This window comes from Chryseolinea sp. H1M3-3, from assembly GCF_029360725.1.
In the GTDB taxonomy this organism is placed as follows: Bacteria; Bacteroidota; Bacteroidia; order Cytophagales; family Cyclobacteriaceae; genus Chryseolinea.
Window position 1 is genome coordinate 262001 of record NZ_JARKMY010000002.1, and the last position, 15275, is coordinate 277275.

General features: G+C 42.4%; 12 protein-coding genes. 7 read left to right on the plus strand and 5 right to left on the minus strand.

What is annotated here, in order from left to right; translation table 11 throughout:
• The first annotated feature begins 189 nt into the window (after nt 1–189).
• The 6 genes from P2W71_RS08545 to P2W71_RS08570 all read left to right on the plus strand — a co-directional run bounded on the left by P2W71_RS08545 (nt 190) and on the right by P2W71_RS08570 (nt 7012).
• On the plus strand, nt 190–2670 hold the full coding sequence (locus tag P2W71_RS08545) for a GAF domain-containing protein (protein ID WP_276369638.1): 2481 nt from the start codon (nt 190–192) through the stop codon (nt 2668–2670).
• A gap of 113 nt (nt 2671–2783) precedes the next feature.
• Entirely contained in the window at nt 2784–3851 is a 1068-nt protein-coding gene (locus tag P2W71_RS08550; protein WP_276369641.1) for a hypothetical protein, read from the plus strand.
• Between the two features lie 214 nt (nt 3852–4065).
• Nucleotides 4066–4599, plus strand: coding sequence for an adenine phosphoribosyltransferase (locus P2W71_RS08555; RefSeq protein WP_276369643.1), 534 nt, complete (start codon nt 4066–4068; stop codon nt 4597–4599).
• Nucleotides 4600–4654: 55 nt separating this feature from the next.
• On the plus strand, nt 4655–5218 hold the full coding sequence (locus P2W71_RS08560; protein ID WP_276369646.1) for a hypothetical protein: 564 nt from the start codon (nt 4655–4657) through the stop codon (nt 5216–5218).
• 209 nt (nt 5219–5427) lie between these two features.
• Nucleotides 5428–6018 (plus strand): hypothetical protein, encoded by a 591-nt coding sequence (locus tag P2W71_RS08565; protein ID WP_276369649.1) that lies wholly within the window; start codon nt 5428–5430, stop codon nt 6016–6018.
• Between the two features lie 418 nt (nt 6019–6436).
• Entirely contained in the window at nt 6437–7012 is a 576-nt protein-coding gene (locus tag P2W71_RS08570; protein ID WP_276369651.1) for a hypothetical protein, read from the plus strand.
• A gap of 65 nt (nt 7013–7077) precedes the next feature.
• Here P2W71_RS08570 and P2W71_RS08575 read toward each other — a convergent pair whose 3' ends face one another.
• Both P2W71_RS08575 and P2W71_RS08580 read right to left on the minus strand, forming a co-directional pair.
• Nucleotides 7078–7686, minus strand: coding sequence for a DapH/DapD/GlmU-related protein (locus P2W71_RS08575; protein ID WP_276369653.1), 609 nt, complete (start codon nt 7684–7686; stop codon nt 7078–7080).
• Nucleotides 7683–8072: a VOC family protein gene (locus tag P2W71_RS08580; protein WP_276369656.1), complete on the minus strand. Its 390-nt coding sequence runs from the start codon at nt 8070–8072 to the stop codon at nt 7683–7685. The genes P2W71_RS08575 and P2W71_RS08580 overlap by 4 nt, the downstream gene beginning before the upstream one ends.
• Nucleotides 8073–8109: 37 nt before the next feature.
• On the opposite strand from P2W71_RS08580, the gene P2W71_RS08585 reads away from it, so the two are divergent.
• Entirely contained in the window at nt 8110–8583 is a 474-nt protein-coding gene (locus P2W71_RS08585) for a DUF456 domain-containing protein (RefSeq protein ID WP_276369658.1), read from the plus strand.
• 36 nt (nt 8584–8619) lie between these two features.
• Here P2W71_RS08585 and P2W71_RS08590 read toward each other — a convergent pair whose 3' ends face one another.
• From P2W71_RS08590 to P2W71_RS08600, 3 genes are all read right to left on the minus strand, one after another.
• Nucleotides 8620–9309 (minus strand): SDR family NAD(P)-dependent oxidoreductase, encoded by a 690-nt coding sequence (locus P2W71_RS08590; protein WP_276369660.1) that lies wholly within the window; start codon nt 9307–9309, stop codon nt 8620–8622.
• An 87-nt stretch (nt 9310–9396) separates the two neighbouring features.
• On the minus strand, nt 9397–9744 hold the full coding sequence (locus tag P2W71_RS08595; protein ID WP_276369663.1) for a carboxypeptidase regulatory-like domain-containing protein: 348 nt from the start codon (nt 9742–9744) through the stop codon (nt 9397–9399).
• 153 nt (nt 9745–9897) lie between these two features.
• The gene (locus tag P2W71_RS08600) at nt 9898–15177 is read right to left on the minus strand and encodes a PKD domain-containing protein (protein WP_276369666.1); all 5280 of its coding nucleotides are present in this window, start codon (nt 15175–15177) and stop codon (nt 9898–9900) included.
• Nucleotides 15178–15275: the final 98 nt, after the last annotated feature.

Consider the following 15275-nt stretch of genomic DNA (forward strand, 5'->3'; position numbering starts at 1 on the left):
TTTTTAAATTTGAAGAGGGGAGCTAGATGCCAAACCTCTTTGCATACCACGAAAAATTTTAAATCGCCGGATTTTATTACGTCCATCTTATGTCCGCTCATTGACCTGCAGGACTCAAACTTTTATTATTCAGGCGAATCTTTATAATTTTCGCAATTAGCATATTTTTTAAACTTCCATCATCAGATCATGAGGAACCGTGCGTTGAAATTCACGCTTGCATTTGCCATCGTTAGTCTTGTCATTATTACCCTGATTATTTTTGTTCAACGTGGAGCAATTAATTCTTATGACCATAGTCTTCCTTATGTAAAGTTAAATGACCACCTGCGAAGCCAAATTGCGCAAGCGAATCTTTGGGCAGAGCAAGTGAAAAAGGGTGATCCCAACTTAAATTTTGAAAGGGACGTGCAAACGCCCTTAGCGGCTGGAAAGTTGTTGATGGAGGCGATGTATGAGGGAAAAGTAAGTGAATTTGGAGAGTTTGAAGAAGTTGAAGAAGAAGAGGGTAGGGCCATTTTAAAAGAAAGCATTTATAATATTCAAAGTCTGTTAGATGCAAGTCAGGCGAGGTGGGGAGCAAAACCTACAGTCATTACGCCTGCGACCGACAGCACAGCTGAAATCGTTGATACAAAATCGTTTGATATTCTGAACCTTCAACTGGACGCATCTTTAAAAGACTTTCAGCGTGTATCCGAACGGTTAGTGGATTATATCGACGCCGAAATCCTGGCAAACGCGACACAACTAAGTGCGTTGTCTTGGATTTCAATCTTTTTTCTTATGATATCTTTGGCGGGCTTCGGAATCGTTCAGTACAGATTATTTCAAAAGACTGAAAATCTGGAGGAGGAAAAAAATGTCACGACTCAACGGCAGGAGCAAGCTGCTAATTCGTTGTCCAATTTCATGGAGGCAATTTCTGCAGGCAATTACAGCGCCGATTTAAGCCAGGAAGTAAATCACGGCGCGATGGGTACTACGCTTATCACCATGAGAGATAAGCTTAAGGCAAACGCCGAAGAGGATCGAAAACGCAACTGGTCTACTTCAGGGTTGGCACAGATTGGGGAACTGCTGAGAACATCATATAGTACAACGCAGGATCTATTCGATCACATCATCAAGTTCGTTGTTAAATACACTAAAAGCACGCAAGGCGGACTTTTTCTTTTAAATGAAGAAGAGACGAGTCGTAAGTTTTTGGAGTTGGTAGGGTGTTATGCTTACGAACGAAAAAAATTCCTTGCCAAGCATATTGAAATTGGCGAAGGTTTGGTTGGCCAGAGCTTCCTTGAAGCCGAAACGATTTATCTGGTTGAAGTTCCGGAGGATTATATTTCCATAAGTTCATCACTTGGCGGTGCTTCTCCGAATGCGTTGATGTTAGTTCCGTTGAAGGTAAATGGTAAAGTCTTTGGTATTCTCGAGTTGGCCACTTTTGGTAAATATGATCCACACGAAATTGAGTTGGTCGAAAAACTTGCCGAAAGCATTGCTTCAACAATTTCTACGGTGCGTATCAACGAGAGTACCAGAATTCTGCTGGAGAAAACTCAGCAACAGACTGAGGAAATGAGGGCACAGGAGGAAGAGATGCGGCAAAATATGGAGGAGCTTGAGGCTACGCAGGAAGAAATGCGCCGTAAAGAAAAGCATATCCAAACGATGCTGGACAACGAAAAGAGACGTAATGAGATCGCCAATAAAAACAGGCAGGCGAGCATGGAGTTGTCAAAGAAATCCGATATTCAAGAAGGTAATTGGGATGGGGCACTAGAAAAAATGACAATCACCATCACAAAACAATTAACGATATCGCGATGTGGTGTTTGGTCATTTAATCGTACGGAACAAAGGCTTGCCTGTGAGAAACTCTTTGATAACTCGAGTAGAAAATTTGAGGTTGAACCGGACTGGTTTGGAAAAGATTATCCGGGATATTTTGAAGCCATCACCGGCGAAGAAATAATTAAAGCTATCGATGCGCATACCCATCCGGCTACACGCGAACTTTCCGAAAAGTACCTTATCAAGCACGGTATCCAATCTGTTCTTGTAGTTCCTTTCTTTAATGAAGGTAAGATAACCGGTATCATTTGTTGTGAGAATTTTGAACAGAAAGAATGGACGGAAGAAGACGTAGAGTTCCTAAAATCATGTGCAGACCTCGTTACATTAACTTTTAATAATCGAAGAATTAAAACGATGGTTGAGAAGCTGAGTGATGATCAGGAAACCATGCAGACGATTATAGACAACATTCCACGGGCGGTATTCTGGAAAGGCAAAGACTTGAGATTTCAGGGATGTAACAAAATTTTCGCACAAGTGGCGGGATTAAAATCTTACCATGACCTGGTTGGTCGCACAGATTACGATATGCCCTGGAAAGAGCATGGCGACGCCTATCGGGCTGATGATCTTGCTGTAATGAACAGCAGAAAAGCACGTGTGGATATGGAAGAAAAGAATGTCAATAATGACGGGAAGGTATCGTGGGTACTGACTACAAAAGTGCCCATTATGAATAAACATGGGGAAATTGTGGCTGTATTGGGCATGTTTGAAGACATCACCGAAAGGAAACTGAGGGAGGCTGACATATCGTCCAAACTGCAGGAGTTGGAAGACCTTAAAAGGCGCATTGAAAAGCAGAATAATTGAGGAATTTTTTGATAAGTTATTACATCCCATTGGCTACGCGTATTCGGGTGTAAATCATTTTAATCTTTGGAATTGCTTATTTTTATCCATATACCCCAACTTTAAACCTGGTTATGAACCATCGTTTTTTAATCTTTATAGCTGCGTTCATGGCGTTATCACCTGTTCTTTTTGCGCAGGGCGATCGCAAAGATAAAACGGCAGTTACATACGAAGAGTTATACGATGAGCCTTCATCAGTTAACAAGCTCTTTGTTGGTATTCAACCGCTTTATGGTGAATTATTTTCATCGAACGTGAACGCAGGATTCGGTGCTGAAGTTGTGTATTATCACAAAGATAAAATGGATTTCAGAGCGCACTTTAGAAAAACTTATAGCCAGCAATTTTTCGATCTCGCGCGCGATCTTGCGATTAAGAAAAGCGATGTTGAAAACAGGGCAGAAGTTTTTAACTATTTTGAAATAGGCGGAACGTATCACGTCCGTGATTTTGAAGAGAGCTCTAAAACTAAAATGTTCCTTTATAAAAATAGCTATAAGGGACATCGATGGGCGGCACGTGTTCCATTGAGTGCAGAAGTGCCATGTAAAGTCAGAAAAATTTACGGCGCCCGGTTAGGTGGCATTCTTTGGGACAGCTCAACTGACCTGGGTCGGGCTTTAGAAAAGCAAGGCCTCACCAATGCTGATTTGAAAACTACTGAAGGCGTCTCACTTCCCACAACAATTTTTGTTGGTGGTAGAAATGAATCGCTCGATGTATTCAGTAATATTTCTTCTAAAAGTATATATGCCGGTGGATCCATGACTTGGATCAAAAATGTCGCGGTAAATTTTGATAAGTTTGAAGAAGGTATTGATGATTTGATTTTTACTGCATACGTTGACCTGATAGTGTCTCCCTGGGTTGACGTTGATAACGTCGTTTATACAGATACTAATCCATCGAGCCCGAATGCGGGAACCCAGACCTATGATGTAAGTCCCCTAAAAACTAAAATGCTGGGCTTCCGAGTAGGTATGGATGGCCGGTTCAACAGAATGTTCAGTTGGGCCTATGGCGCAGAGATTGGATACCGGCCGAGTCTGGAAGGAAGATCTTTTTATGCCATGTTTAAAATTAGTTTTCCCGTCTTCGGAACCAACCTGGATTATAAGGTGGAATCTTTCGGCAAATAATTACTTAACAACTTCTTAAAGCCCTTCCAGAAGCTATAAACTTATGGAAGGGCTTTTTCTGTTAAGCGATCGTATTCTCTGCGGCACAAAAATTTTGCAACCCATTTTACATATCGGTACTGTAAAGCAAAACTTATGATTCTTTACACGCGGACTAAAACGCATATATTTGATGCAATATGTAGTGTTTATTCTAAACCAATCTCAATCAACTATGCAGCTCTCCGAAAAAATCAAACGATCAATACGCGATGTGAAAGACTATCCTAAGCCGGGAATTGTATTTAAAGACATCACACCGATTTTAGCAAACCCGGCTTTGCGAAAGGAGATTGTTTCATCTTTGATAACGGAATTTAAACCTCAACAAATTGACGCGATCGCCTCTACCGAGGCACGAGGCTTTATTTTTGGTTCTATTTTGGCCTATGAGCTAGGGTGTCCATTTATCTTAATTAGAAAGGCAGGGAAACTACCTTACGAAACGAGATCTCAGGAGTATGATCTTGAATACGGAACGGCAAAAGTCGAAATGCACATTGATGCGGTACAACCTGGCTGGCGCGTGCTCGTCCATGATGATTTATTAGCAACAGGAGGCACGGCGGGTGCTGCGGCTGAATTGATCAAACATTCCAACGGAATTGTTGCCGGATTTTCATTTATTATCAATCTAAGTTTTTTGCCAGGCGCTGAAACCTTAGAAAAGCGTTTTGGCGTGAAATCACATTTTCTTGTAAGCTATTAACTTTATCAGGCAAACAGTGTTTATTCACAATATGTCTGATGTTCTACACATACCCATGTTTCCCTTATCGATTTTGCCATTGCCGGGGGAACTTGTACCACTGCATATTTTTGAGCCCCGTTATAGGCAATTGCTGCAAGATGCTGAAATTAATGACATCCCTTTCGGTGTTTATTTTAGTCATGAGGTGAACGAAAGGAAGATCGGCTCATTGATGAAATTGGAAAGTATAATAAAACGATATCCTGGCGGGGAGACAGATATTATTGTAAAGTGCGACGACATATTTAATATGGATTTGCTTTTACGAACATACAAGTCCAAACTATATCCCGGTGGGAATGTTCGTTTGTGGAAAGTAATGATGGACGCCTTTCCTGGTCCGGCGTTATATGATCTCTTTATCCAATATTTGAAACTTCGAAATATTGCTCACAACCTGACGCCATTTAATTTATATCAAATTGCAAATGAATTGAACTTGGATGCTGTTGACCGTTATAAGTTTTTAACAATTAATGAGGACAGGCGCGAAGTATTCTTGCTTGGTCGCCTTCGTTTCCAAATTCATCTTGCGGAACAGGAGGAAAAAACTAAAGACAGCTTTCATTTAAATTAAAAAAAAATACGGGTAACCTTTGCAGGTTTTAATCGTTGGCCAAACATCTTAAGCATTTCACTAACCACCAGGGCTTTCTTACCGTTTAAGGCATTTTTCATTTATCATATAACTATATGGCTATTGTTATTTTTTTAACAATTCATTAGGAATTTCCTCGAAACCTCCGGACGACATCCGTCGTGTTTAGTCCTATAAAAAAAAATATTATGAAAAAGTCATTTTTTATTTGGACACTGTTGTTAGTCGCGGGTGCTGCAACACTCGCAACTGCTTCTGATAACCCCAGCGCAAGCGTGGCGGTATTGAAGAATGGATCAACGATTAAACTTTTCTACAAAGGTATTGAACAAACCAATGTTAAAGTTTTAATCTTGAATGATGTTAATGAAATTGTTTTTACGGAGAAGATTAAAAACACCGACGGTTTCGTTCGACCTTACAACTTTTCTCAGCTTCCAGAGGGTAATTACCGTTTTCAATTAACCGATGACAATGGCCAGAAAGTCGAGTATGTTAGTTATAGAAAAGAACAGGCGGTTAAAGGAGAAAGATTATTGCACGTAATGCATCTAAAAGGTTCGACCGACAGATTTATGTTATCAATTCCAAATAAGGGAAACGATGAAATTTTGATTTCGATTTACAATGATCAAAATATCGTTTTGCATAGCAGTCAAGAAAAGATTGACGGGGATTTTGCCAAAATCTATAATCTGAAAGACTATTATGGCAAAGTTACTTTTATGGTAAAAGATAGTAGTGGAAGTACCAGTTTTGTTACGAAGGACAGCTGGTAGTATGATCACAGGTGAAGGCAGCATGGCTATGCATGCTGCCTTTAGTTTTGGTCAAAATAGTCAAAGTGAACTGGTAAAAGGTAACCACCTTTTAGGATTATTATTTTCTCAAAAAATGGGAATCGTCCAAGAGTTTTAACCTAACCACTAAAACGGTTATTCAACGGAATGTGCTGTCATTTGGCAGACTGTGCGCTTGGATATCACCTTTCTCTTCATGAGTATAGTGCAAACGTTGTATTAGAATTTCTTTGAGAGATATCGATTTCTAATGGCTGAAAACCATCTTATTTGATAAAATTTTTTTTTACTTTTTATGCAAACGTTGTTTCACTTTTAAAATACACTTTCCTTACAAGTTTCGACTCTGCGCGTAACCACGCCGTATATTTGATCATAATTAAAATTATAAATGATTATGAAAACAAAATCAATTTACCTCGTAGCAGTATTATTATTGAGCGCGGTTGCAACGTTTGGAAATGACGAGCCTAAAAAGGCTGGTGTAGCGGTGTTACATGGAAAAGGTACGGAAGTATTTAAAGTGATCTACCAGAATGAAACTACTGGCAAAGTAAAAATTAACGTATATAATGTAAAGTCTGAACTGGTGTATTCAGAATCGATAAATAACACTGATGGGTTTATTCTTCCATTAAATTTTAGCCAGATGAGCTTTGGCGAATATACGGTGGAACTCACCGATGCAAATGGTAAACAAGTAGAAAAAATTGTATATCAACCTGCTGCACCCGTTGAGAATATCCGTATCGCTAAGCTTTCAAGCGAAGGAAAGTTCATCGTCTCTGTGGTGAAAACCAGCGGCGAAAAAGTGACTGTAAGGATATTTGATAATGCTAATAATCTATTGCATAATGAGGTTAAGAGTGTAAGCGGTGACTTTGCACAAGTATACACTGTAAAGAATTTAAGTGGGGCTTGTACCTTTGAAGTTACTGATAATGAAGGTCGTGTTAAAACCGTTAAGTTTTAATAAGCTGTTATCTTCCGGTCATTATTAAAAGCCTTCGATGCGAGGGCTTTTTTTATTACTTACAACTAACACTGTTCAATCAATTCCAGGCGTTTAACAATGCTTTGAGGTTTTAAAATTGTTCCGGGAGATAAAACAGCATTGGCGCCGATTTTTGTGTGATCTCCGACAAGGGCACCAAACTTTGTAGCGCTGGTTTCGATTTTCTTTTTGTCAAGCATAACAAAAATAGTTTTATCCAGCCGCTCGTTGTAATGATTGGCGATGATGCTTCCCGCTTCCATATTAACATAGGACCCCACCAGCGAATCACCGACGAAGTTAAAATGAGCAAGAGCACTACCCGACATGATTAAACTTGATTTGACTTCACAGCCTGGGCCAATCACGGATTTGTCTCCCAGGTATACACCACCTCGGAGGTATGCATGTGCGCCGATAAAACAACCATTTGATATTATGATTGGTCCTTTCAAGGTAACGTGTTCTTCTATCTGGGCGCCTTTATGAATAGCCACATCGTTATTGATTTTATAATCGGCTGGCAGCGATTTCATTTTTTGATGTATGGTGTTTGGAAGGGCGGCCACAATATTCCAGGGTAGTTCACTTTCTAACTCTGGGAAGTTTATCAGAAAGTGTTTTAGGTACGACGCGTATTTAATCATGGTCATTGTTCGTAAAGTTCTAACGGTAAATCATCAGGGTCCGCAAAAAAAGTGAATCTTTTTCCGGTGTACTCATCTGTGCGGATAGGTTCTGTAACTACTTTATTTTCATTTAGCCAACGGACCGCCAGGTCAAGATTTGTTACTTCAAAAGCAAGGTGTCTTAGTCCACACGCTTCCGGCCGGGAGGTACGCGCTGGCGGATTTGGGAAGGAAAACAATTCAATGCAATATCGATCGCCTAATTTTAAATCAAGTTTATACGAGTCTCTCTTTTCACGATAATATTCAGCCTGAACGTTGAACCCTAATACCTCGGTGTAAAACTTTTTAGACACCGCATAGTTAGAACAAATGATAGCAATGTGGTGGATAGCATTTAATTTAATCATCTCCCAAATTATGTAATTTCGTTGACATCCTTATTGTATGGATACATTCTGGTTAGTGCTTGGGATAATTATTATGATCGTTGGAGTTATGGGTTGCATACTTCCTTTGCTACCTGGGCCTCCTTTGTGTTACGTCGCATTACTCTTACAACAGCTAAGATCGGATCCGCCTTTCACTGCAAAATTTCTCTGGATATGGGCCGGCATTACGGTGGCGGTAACCGTGCTGGATTATGTAATTCCGTTGTATGGCACCCGAAGGTATGGAGGAAGCAAATATGGTATTTGGGGGTGTACGTTAGGTTTAATCGCAGGTTTTTGGTTAGGGCCCTTGGGGATCATCATTGGTCCATTTGTTGGAGCCTTTATCGGAGAGATGCTTGCTAACAATAATTCTGAACGCGCCTTAAAAGCTGCATGGGGATCGTTTGTAGGTTTTCTGTTTGGTACACTGCTGAAATTGATAGCATGCGTGGTGATGGTGTGGTATCTGATAAAAATTACCTTTTGATTTGCTTTAGGTCTCCTTCTTGATCTTGAGTAATCTTCAACTCCGGTTATAAACTTTAAGCACTGTATCCCGCAATGGTTCTCCTTCAGGAGAGCAAAGGAATGCCATGGCATCAGCAATTTGTTCTGGCTTTACCCATGTTGTGAAGTCTTTATCGGGCATTGCTTTCCTGTTCTCATCCGTATCAATAATACTCGGAACCACAACACATGTTGTTACATTTCTAGACGATCCCTCGGCATTCAGGATGTCGGCCAATTTGAAAATCAAAGATTTTGATAACGCATACCCCAGTGAATTCTTTCCATCTTTTGCAACAAGGGCCGGACGTGAACCGACAAGAATTATTTTACCGCCTTTGGGTTGGGTAAGCATATGTTGGAATACTGGTCTGGCTACATAATAGGCTGTTTCAAAATTCAGTTCAATCATTTTTTTTATTTGCGCGCCGTCCGTATTTTGAATATTTCCAAAAGCATATCCACCAACCAACAACAATGCTGCGTCAAGGGTGGAATGGTCTGCAATAATTTGCTTGACAATACCCTCTACTGATTTTTCATCTGTGAGATCTGCCTCATACCATTGAAGTCCTTCAGGTTTATATTTTAAAGGTCGCCCGGGTGTTACTGTTGCTATAACGTTATAACCATCTTTTAAAAATCGGTCAGTTGTAGCTTTGCCTAAATTTCCGGAGGCGCCTGTGATAAGTATGTTTTTTTTCATTGGATTTGTTCGTCGGTGAGTTGTTTAACGCCATTCAACAATGTTGCTAGAACTGGCACGCGAACGACGCGCAAAAGGTGGAAGGAACTATTGTATTACAATCGTTACCTTGTTGATTCGTTTCTCCTCCAGCTTACCGGTACGCTCTCCTCCACCCGAATTATCCTTATCATCCTTGCGAACAATAACAAAGTAAGACATCGCCTTAAGATCTTTCAACTTCAGGATTCCCTTCGCATCCGTCACACCTTCTACAGCAACATTTTTTTCAGCATTGTAATCTTCCTCGGTTTCGAATAGCTGTACGGTTGCACCCTCTACTGTGTTTCCAACTTCGTCTCTTACGGTTAAGTGGAGTGTGGTTTTGATTATCTGGAAGCTTTGCAGCGACACCAATAGGACTAGTGTAATGAATATTTGGGTGGCTGATTTCATGTGTTTATATTATGGTGTAAGCGTCTTGAATTGAAATTGTAGTATTAAAGATTGGAAAAATTATCGATGAAAGATCAAAACAGTTGAATGAAATAATCTACCATCTTCCGAATTTTTCCAATCCTCTAATTCGCCAATCCATTAAACATATTATTACCTCAAGAGCACGACCCCTCCCCGTTTTTCTTGAATACCTTCTTCTGGTCGATATGAGCTTTTATATCGTACAACATATGAGTACGTACCCGGTGGCAACAATTGACCTAAGTTGTTATTATAACCTCCGTTCCATTTGAAATCCCGTTCGGGCGACTGGTAAATCATTTCACCCCAACGATTAAAAATGAACACCTGGAAGTCCTCATCGTCGATAAAGAAAGTGAAAAGCCTGAAGGACTGATTGACCTTGTCACCTCCCATACCTGTTACGTTACTCGTAGGTCGGAAAGCGTTGGGACCAACGATGACCGGATCACATTCTTCAAATACTTCAGTTTTGTCATTGCTCGCGCATCCGAATGCGTTAATGAGGTTCACCGAAAATATTCCCGGCTCTGCGGCTGTATACGTCGGATCTGTCCAGCTAAGGGACACGCCGTTTCTATACCAATCATAACTGGTGAAATCGCCTGGATCTAATACGATCTGCCGGGTTTCAGGATTTGGATTTGCTGGGTCAGGACAGATGAATGCTTCTTCTCGCAGTAAGCCGGGCGTTACAGGGGCGAGGATAATATCCAGATCGGCAGTGGCGGTACAACTCGCACTGGTTGCAGTAACGGTGTAGGTACCTGCACGATTTTCATTTAATGTCGGACCGATCTCACCGGAAATTAATGCGCCGTCAATAGACCATTGGAAGGACGCAGATCGATTCGGAGTTGCAGTTAGTGTAAATGGCGATCCTTCGCACGGTGTTGTGGTTACAAGGGAGACAGTAAGTTCACCATCTACCTGGACGGGAACAGGTGGTGTTGTTTTGGCACATCCATTAAGCGAACTGACCACCTGTACGTAATAAGGAACATTGTCATCTAAAGGATTATAGGCTACGATTTGCCTTCCACCGCCGCCGTTAACCAACACACCATTTCGATACCATCTGTAAGTGTATGGACCTGATGCCGGCGTCGCTGTCAGTGTTACCTGATCCTGGCATGCATCTGTTTGGCTAAATGTAGGGATAAAGTTATCTATTGTTACCGTTGTTGAATCTGTACCTGGACAGCTACCGGGAGGCGCATCGGTTGTTACCCTCAACGTGTACGTACCTTCATTTACGGTTACCATGGCTGACGAGCCAGGATTAGTTAAGCTTCCTGCATCTGAAGCCGACCAATTAAAAGTTGTTGCTCCTGCAGCAATAGCCGTTATCGTTCCATTACAAATGTCTGTATCATCAAATGTTACGACCAGCGGAGGATTTTGGGTCAGGGTCGCAGGTGCAGAGAATCTACAGCCATTGTTTGCAGTTATTTCAACAACATAATTACCACTTGGTAACCCCTGCGTATTAAAATTGGGTCCCGCGGGAACCGACCCGTTGCCAACTTGCAGTGCTGTTGCCGCATTAATCACGCGGTATGTAACAGGATAAACTACGCCACCCGCAGGCGTTACTTGAATTGCAAGCGGATCGCAAGTTCCAACTTGGTTAGTAGTTGCTGTAAAGGTTCCGTCATTAATGGTTGCTGTATTTATCAACGCACATCCGGTGACCTGATCCGCAACGGTAATCCCATACGTACCAGCATCCAAACCGCCCGCAGCCACATTTGTCCCGGTAGGCTGATCAATATCTGATGCTGTTGAAGGACCAGTAATGGAGTACGTGAAAAGGCTACTCGGTGGTCCGGTAATTGTAAAACTAATGCTACCATCACTGAGTGCACAATCAGATGTATGTCCAACAACTGGAGGAGTGATAACAGGTGATGGATTGATCGTATATACCACCGAGTCCTTTACAAAACAAGATGTAATAGGATCAGTAATAGTCACCTTATACTCTGAAGTAGGAGGACTTACTAACGAAGTGTTTACACTTTGTGTCCGGCTGGTATTTCCATTTGGAACATCATTATACTCCCACGCATAAGTTGCACCAGGATTCTGTGCATTCAATGGAGCTATCGGTGTATTTTGACATATCGTAATATCATTACCAAGATTTACAATGGGTCGATTATCCACTGCTCTGATGTCGCCATTGGTAACACAGCCCGCTGCATTAGTAACAGTGACTCTATAAATGGCTTGCCTGTTCACAGTGATCGTCTCCGTTGAATCACCAGTAGACCACACGTAGGTCAAGCCCGGCAAATTTCCTGGGTTAGCATCTAATGTCTGAGAGCCTGTACAAAGGACTACTGATGCAGTGGGATTCGGAGGAACATCATTTATAATAAAATTCTGGGTCATTGTGGTGTCTAAACCGCAACGATTGGTTAATCGTAAGGATACGCTGTAATTCCCTGGTGTATTGAAAACATAAGCGAATGTCTCCTGATCCGATGTCGTAAGGACCGAACCTGCCTGACTTAATTGCCAGAAAAATTCGTCAATCGGATCGGTTGCTGCGCCAGCGAATGTCACCGAATCGCGGATACAGGCACCTGAAACAGAAATGCCAGGACCTTGAATCGGATCAGCAATGGTTTGAATAAAATTAGGAAGGCCTAAGTTACTGTTGGTCCCTCCGAGTAAATCAAAATTCGTGGGCTGGAAAACGGAAACCTGTGTTGTGTCTTCCACCACTTGAATCACTTTTAAATATTGCTGCCCATCTGATGCAACGTAAAGTTGTCCGTCCGGCCCCACCTGTATGGCGCCCAGCTTTTCCGTTACTGGTGCAACGGGTGGTTTCTTGAGATACGGGATACCAAGACTATCAAAAGCGAATTCTACTAATCGAGAAGTGCCACCATTTTGAAGAGTAGCGAAAAGTTTATTTCCACCAGGCGATACTTCAACACCGTACACCTGCCCATTCGGCTCATTCAAATTGGCCGTTCTGAAATTTGAAACCACACCGGTTGAGTCGGTGAAATCGAAAACTTCAACAACATTCGAAACACCTGGTGTAGATAACGCTACGGCTAAGCGATTTTGTGATCCGAGCTTCATGTAACCTTGCCCGTTCTCGGCATAGGCATAAGCATGGTCCGAACCAATACTTGAAATCACGGGATTACTTATTCCTTGTTGTGTGATACGATACGCCCTAAAGGAATTATTACCATATTCATGTGCGATCAGCCAGTTCGCATTGCCGGTGAGGCGTTCCGTACTTCTGGCAAACAACAATACATTCTGTTCGACCAAGCCACCGGTTCCGTTGTTTAATTTTAAATCAAAAAGTGAATAACGCACTTCGTAAGTGCCCGTTCCGTAGACTTCCTTCGTTGTAAAGATGTAAAAGAGTGTTTCGTCGCCGGGTACAGGAATAATCAAAGCTGATTGAGATGCCCCTGGTTCGCCACCTATCCCGGTAGCGATTTCTGTGTTCGATCGGTCCCATACTTTATCACCATCCGTGAAGAAAATAACCTGCCCGTTGCGATCACTGATTGTAGCCGTGCCCTCCGGTGCATTCATGACGGGATTTGAAATCGCTTTGGCGGGATCATCGGGCAGAGGATTAAAATCAATGCCTGCATTATTTCCAAAGTACCATATGTTGGCGCGCTGATCTTGTATCGTATATTCTTTGATGTTTACGCCCGCATATGTAGAACAGCCACCCACTGTTGCAACGAGATAATAATATCCAGCTGAATCGGGCGAAAGGGTATTGGTAGTTTGGCCGGCTAAGAGTCCGGAAGGTCCATACCACTGCAACTGGGGAGTGCCGCTCCCATTCACCTGAGCCTGAACGGTGAACCTTGTACACGGATTTGGAGGAGGAGATGGCGGATTTGTCTTTTTGGAGAAGGGCAATTCGCAGCTACAAGCCGTTGTGTCCTGCACCAGGTTAATCTGTGTATCGAAGTCAGTAATATTCAGAATGTTAGTCGCTGTCTCGGTTTGGCCATTCAAAAAAGCTGTTACAGATACATTAAAGGCTCCACCGGCCTGATAGGTATAAACGGGGCTCCAGTCGCTAGAAAATGACCCATCACCAAAATCCCATCTCAGGCTGTCCGCAGTTGGCGAAACCGTTGGAAAAAATGAGGTTGGTGCATTTGCGCATAGCCCTTCAGAGGTAAAAGAAACGGCCATATCAACGGTATCCCGTGGCGCAAAGGAAGGAAATTGTGTGCCGTTGAAATTAGGTGGAGGTGTTCCGAATGGTTGAGGATCATATTGCACCAGGTTTGAAACAGAATCAGTATCGCTTATTTGTCCGACCAGAAACGTGCCTGGAGCTGTTTGGTAAATATGATAAATGGTACTGTCGGGTCCCATTTGCAATCCATAGCTATTGGTAATAGCTGGGGATGCCGGAAGAATAGACGCCAATGTATTGGAAGGATTATTCAGATCATACTGCAGCACATCGGCAGGAATACCAGCTTCGCCTGTTCTGGAGATGTAAAGATATTGGCCGTTAGCACTCCATTCGGTGTCGTACACCGCAGGGTTCGTGGTGCTGGCTACTCCGGAATTGAGCACGGTCTGTTGAAATGTTAACCCACCCGTTGCCGGATCAAAATTTATTATCTCCACATCGCGGGTACCCTCGTGAGGCGAAACAGCAATGCGTCCGGTTCCTGGGTGGTAAGAAAAGTTTTCAACCGTTTCAATCAGCCCAAGACCTGTAAAGGTTGTTGTAGTTGTTGGACCTGACGGCGTGAATTGTGTTACGGTATAGTCGGGTGTTCCGTTGGCGTGTGTGATCAACCAGAAATCGTCTCCATTAGCATGTGGTATTACCATCATTGCTTCCGATGTGGAAGCATGTCCGGGCACCGCTGTATTTCCTGCTGTTGTTGCTTCTCCAGCGGGCGGAAGGGGGAATGCTGCATTTCCACCCAACGATATGTCTACGATTCTGTATGAAATGGAGCCGGCTGTAGTCCCATTTGCCGAGTTTGTGAAAACATAGTATTGATTGTCTTGGCCGGGTACCTTGGCAATAGCGACAGGCTGGTTACCCGCCGTGTTCGCTCCCAGGCCAGTCCCATTTGGCATTACGGTATGGCTACGATCGTAAATATTGTTGCCATCTGTATAAAATAAGAGGTCGCCATTGGCTGCATCACTGGCTACGGCACTTCCGCCATTTCCAAAAGCGGGAGCTTGATTGGTGACAAGTGTTGCCGATCCATCAGAGCGACTGAAACGGATGCCAAACTGACTTCCTCCAAAATACCAGTTATAACCGGAGTAGCTTTGTGCAAGTGAAAGGGAAGGAAGTAAGATTAGAAAAGATAAAAGGGACCGTAATAATGTAGGGCTCAGCATTTTCATACTCGAAACACGGATCAGCATACTCTCAAGAATTATTCTGGGACAAATCTAAAACGCTCAAGTTTATGTAAAGTATACAATTTGGGTAAATTTTCCGTTATGTATTCCGTTGTCTGTTG

What these genes read in the sequence shown, in the direction of transcription:
- P2W71_RS08545 (WP_276369638.1), top strand. Translation starts at nt 190, where the DNA reads ATGAGGAACCGTGCGTTGAAATTCACGCTTGCATTTGCCATCGTTAGT.
- P2W71_RS08555 (WP_276369643.1), top strand. Translation starts at nt 4,066, where the DNA reads ATGCAGCTCTCCGAAAAAATCAAACGATCAATACGCGATGTGAAAGAC.
- P2W71_RS08550 (WP_276369641.1), top strand. Translation starts at nt 2,784, where the DNA reads ATGAACCATCGTTTTTTAATCTTTATAGCTGCGTTCATGGCGTTATCA.
- P2W71_RS08560 (WP_276369646.1), top strand. Translation starts at nt 4,655, where the DNA reads ATGTTTCCCTTATCGATTTTGCCATTGCCGGGGGAACTTGTACCACTG.
- P2W71_RS08600 (WP_276369666.1), bottom strand. Translation starts at nt 15,177, where the DNA reads ATGCTGATCCGTGTTTCGAGTATGAAAATGCTGAGCCCTACATTATTA.
- P2W71_RS08565 (WP_276369649.1), top strand. Translation starts at nt 5,428, where the DNA reads ATGAAAAAGTCATTTTTTATTTGGACACTGTTGTTAGTCGCGGGTGCT.
- P2W71_RS08575 (WP_276369653.1), bottom strand. Translation starts at nt 7,686, where the DNA reads ATGACCATGATTAAATACGCGTCGTACCTAAAACACTTTCTGATAAAC.
- P2W71_RS08595 (WP_276369663.1), bottom strand. Translation starts at nt 9,744, where the DNA reads ATGAAATCAGCCACCCAAATATTCATTACACTAGTCCTATTGGTGTCG.
- P2W71_RS08590 (WP_276369660.1), bottom strand. Translation starts at nt 9,309, where the DNA reads ATGAAAAAAAACATACTTATCACAGGCGCCTCCGGAAATTTAGGCAAA.
- P2W71_RS08580 (WP_276369656.1), bottom strand. Translation starts at nt 8,072, where the DNA reads ATGATTAAATTAAATGCTATCCACCACATTGCTATCATTTGTTCTAAC.
- P2W71_RS08570 (WP_276369651.1), top strand. Translation starts at nt 6,437, where the DNA reads ATGAAAACAAAATCAATTTACCTCGTAGCAGTATTATTATTGAGCGCG.
- P2W71_RS08585 (WP_276369658.1), top strand. Translation starts at nt 8,110, where the DNA reads ATGGATACATTCTGGTTAGTGCTTGGGATAATTATTATGATCGTTGGA.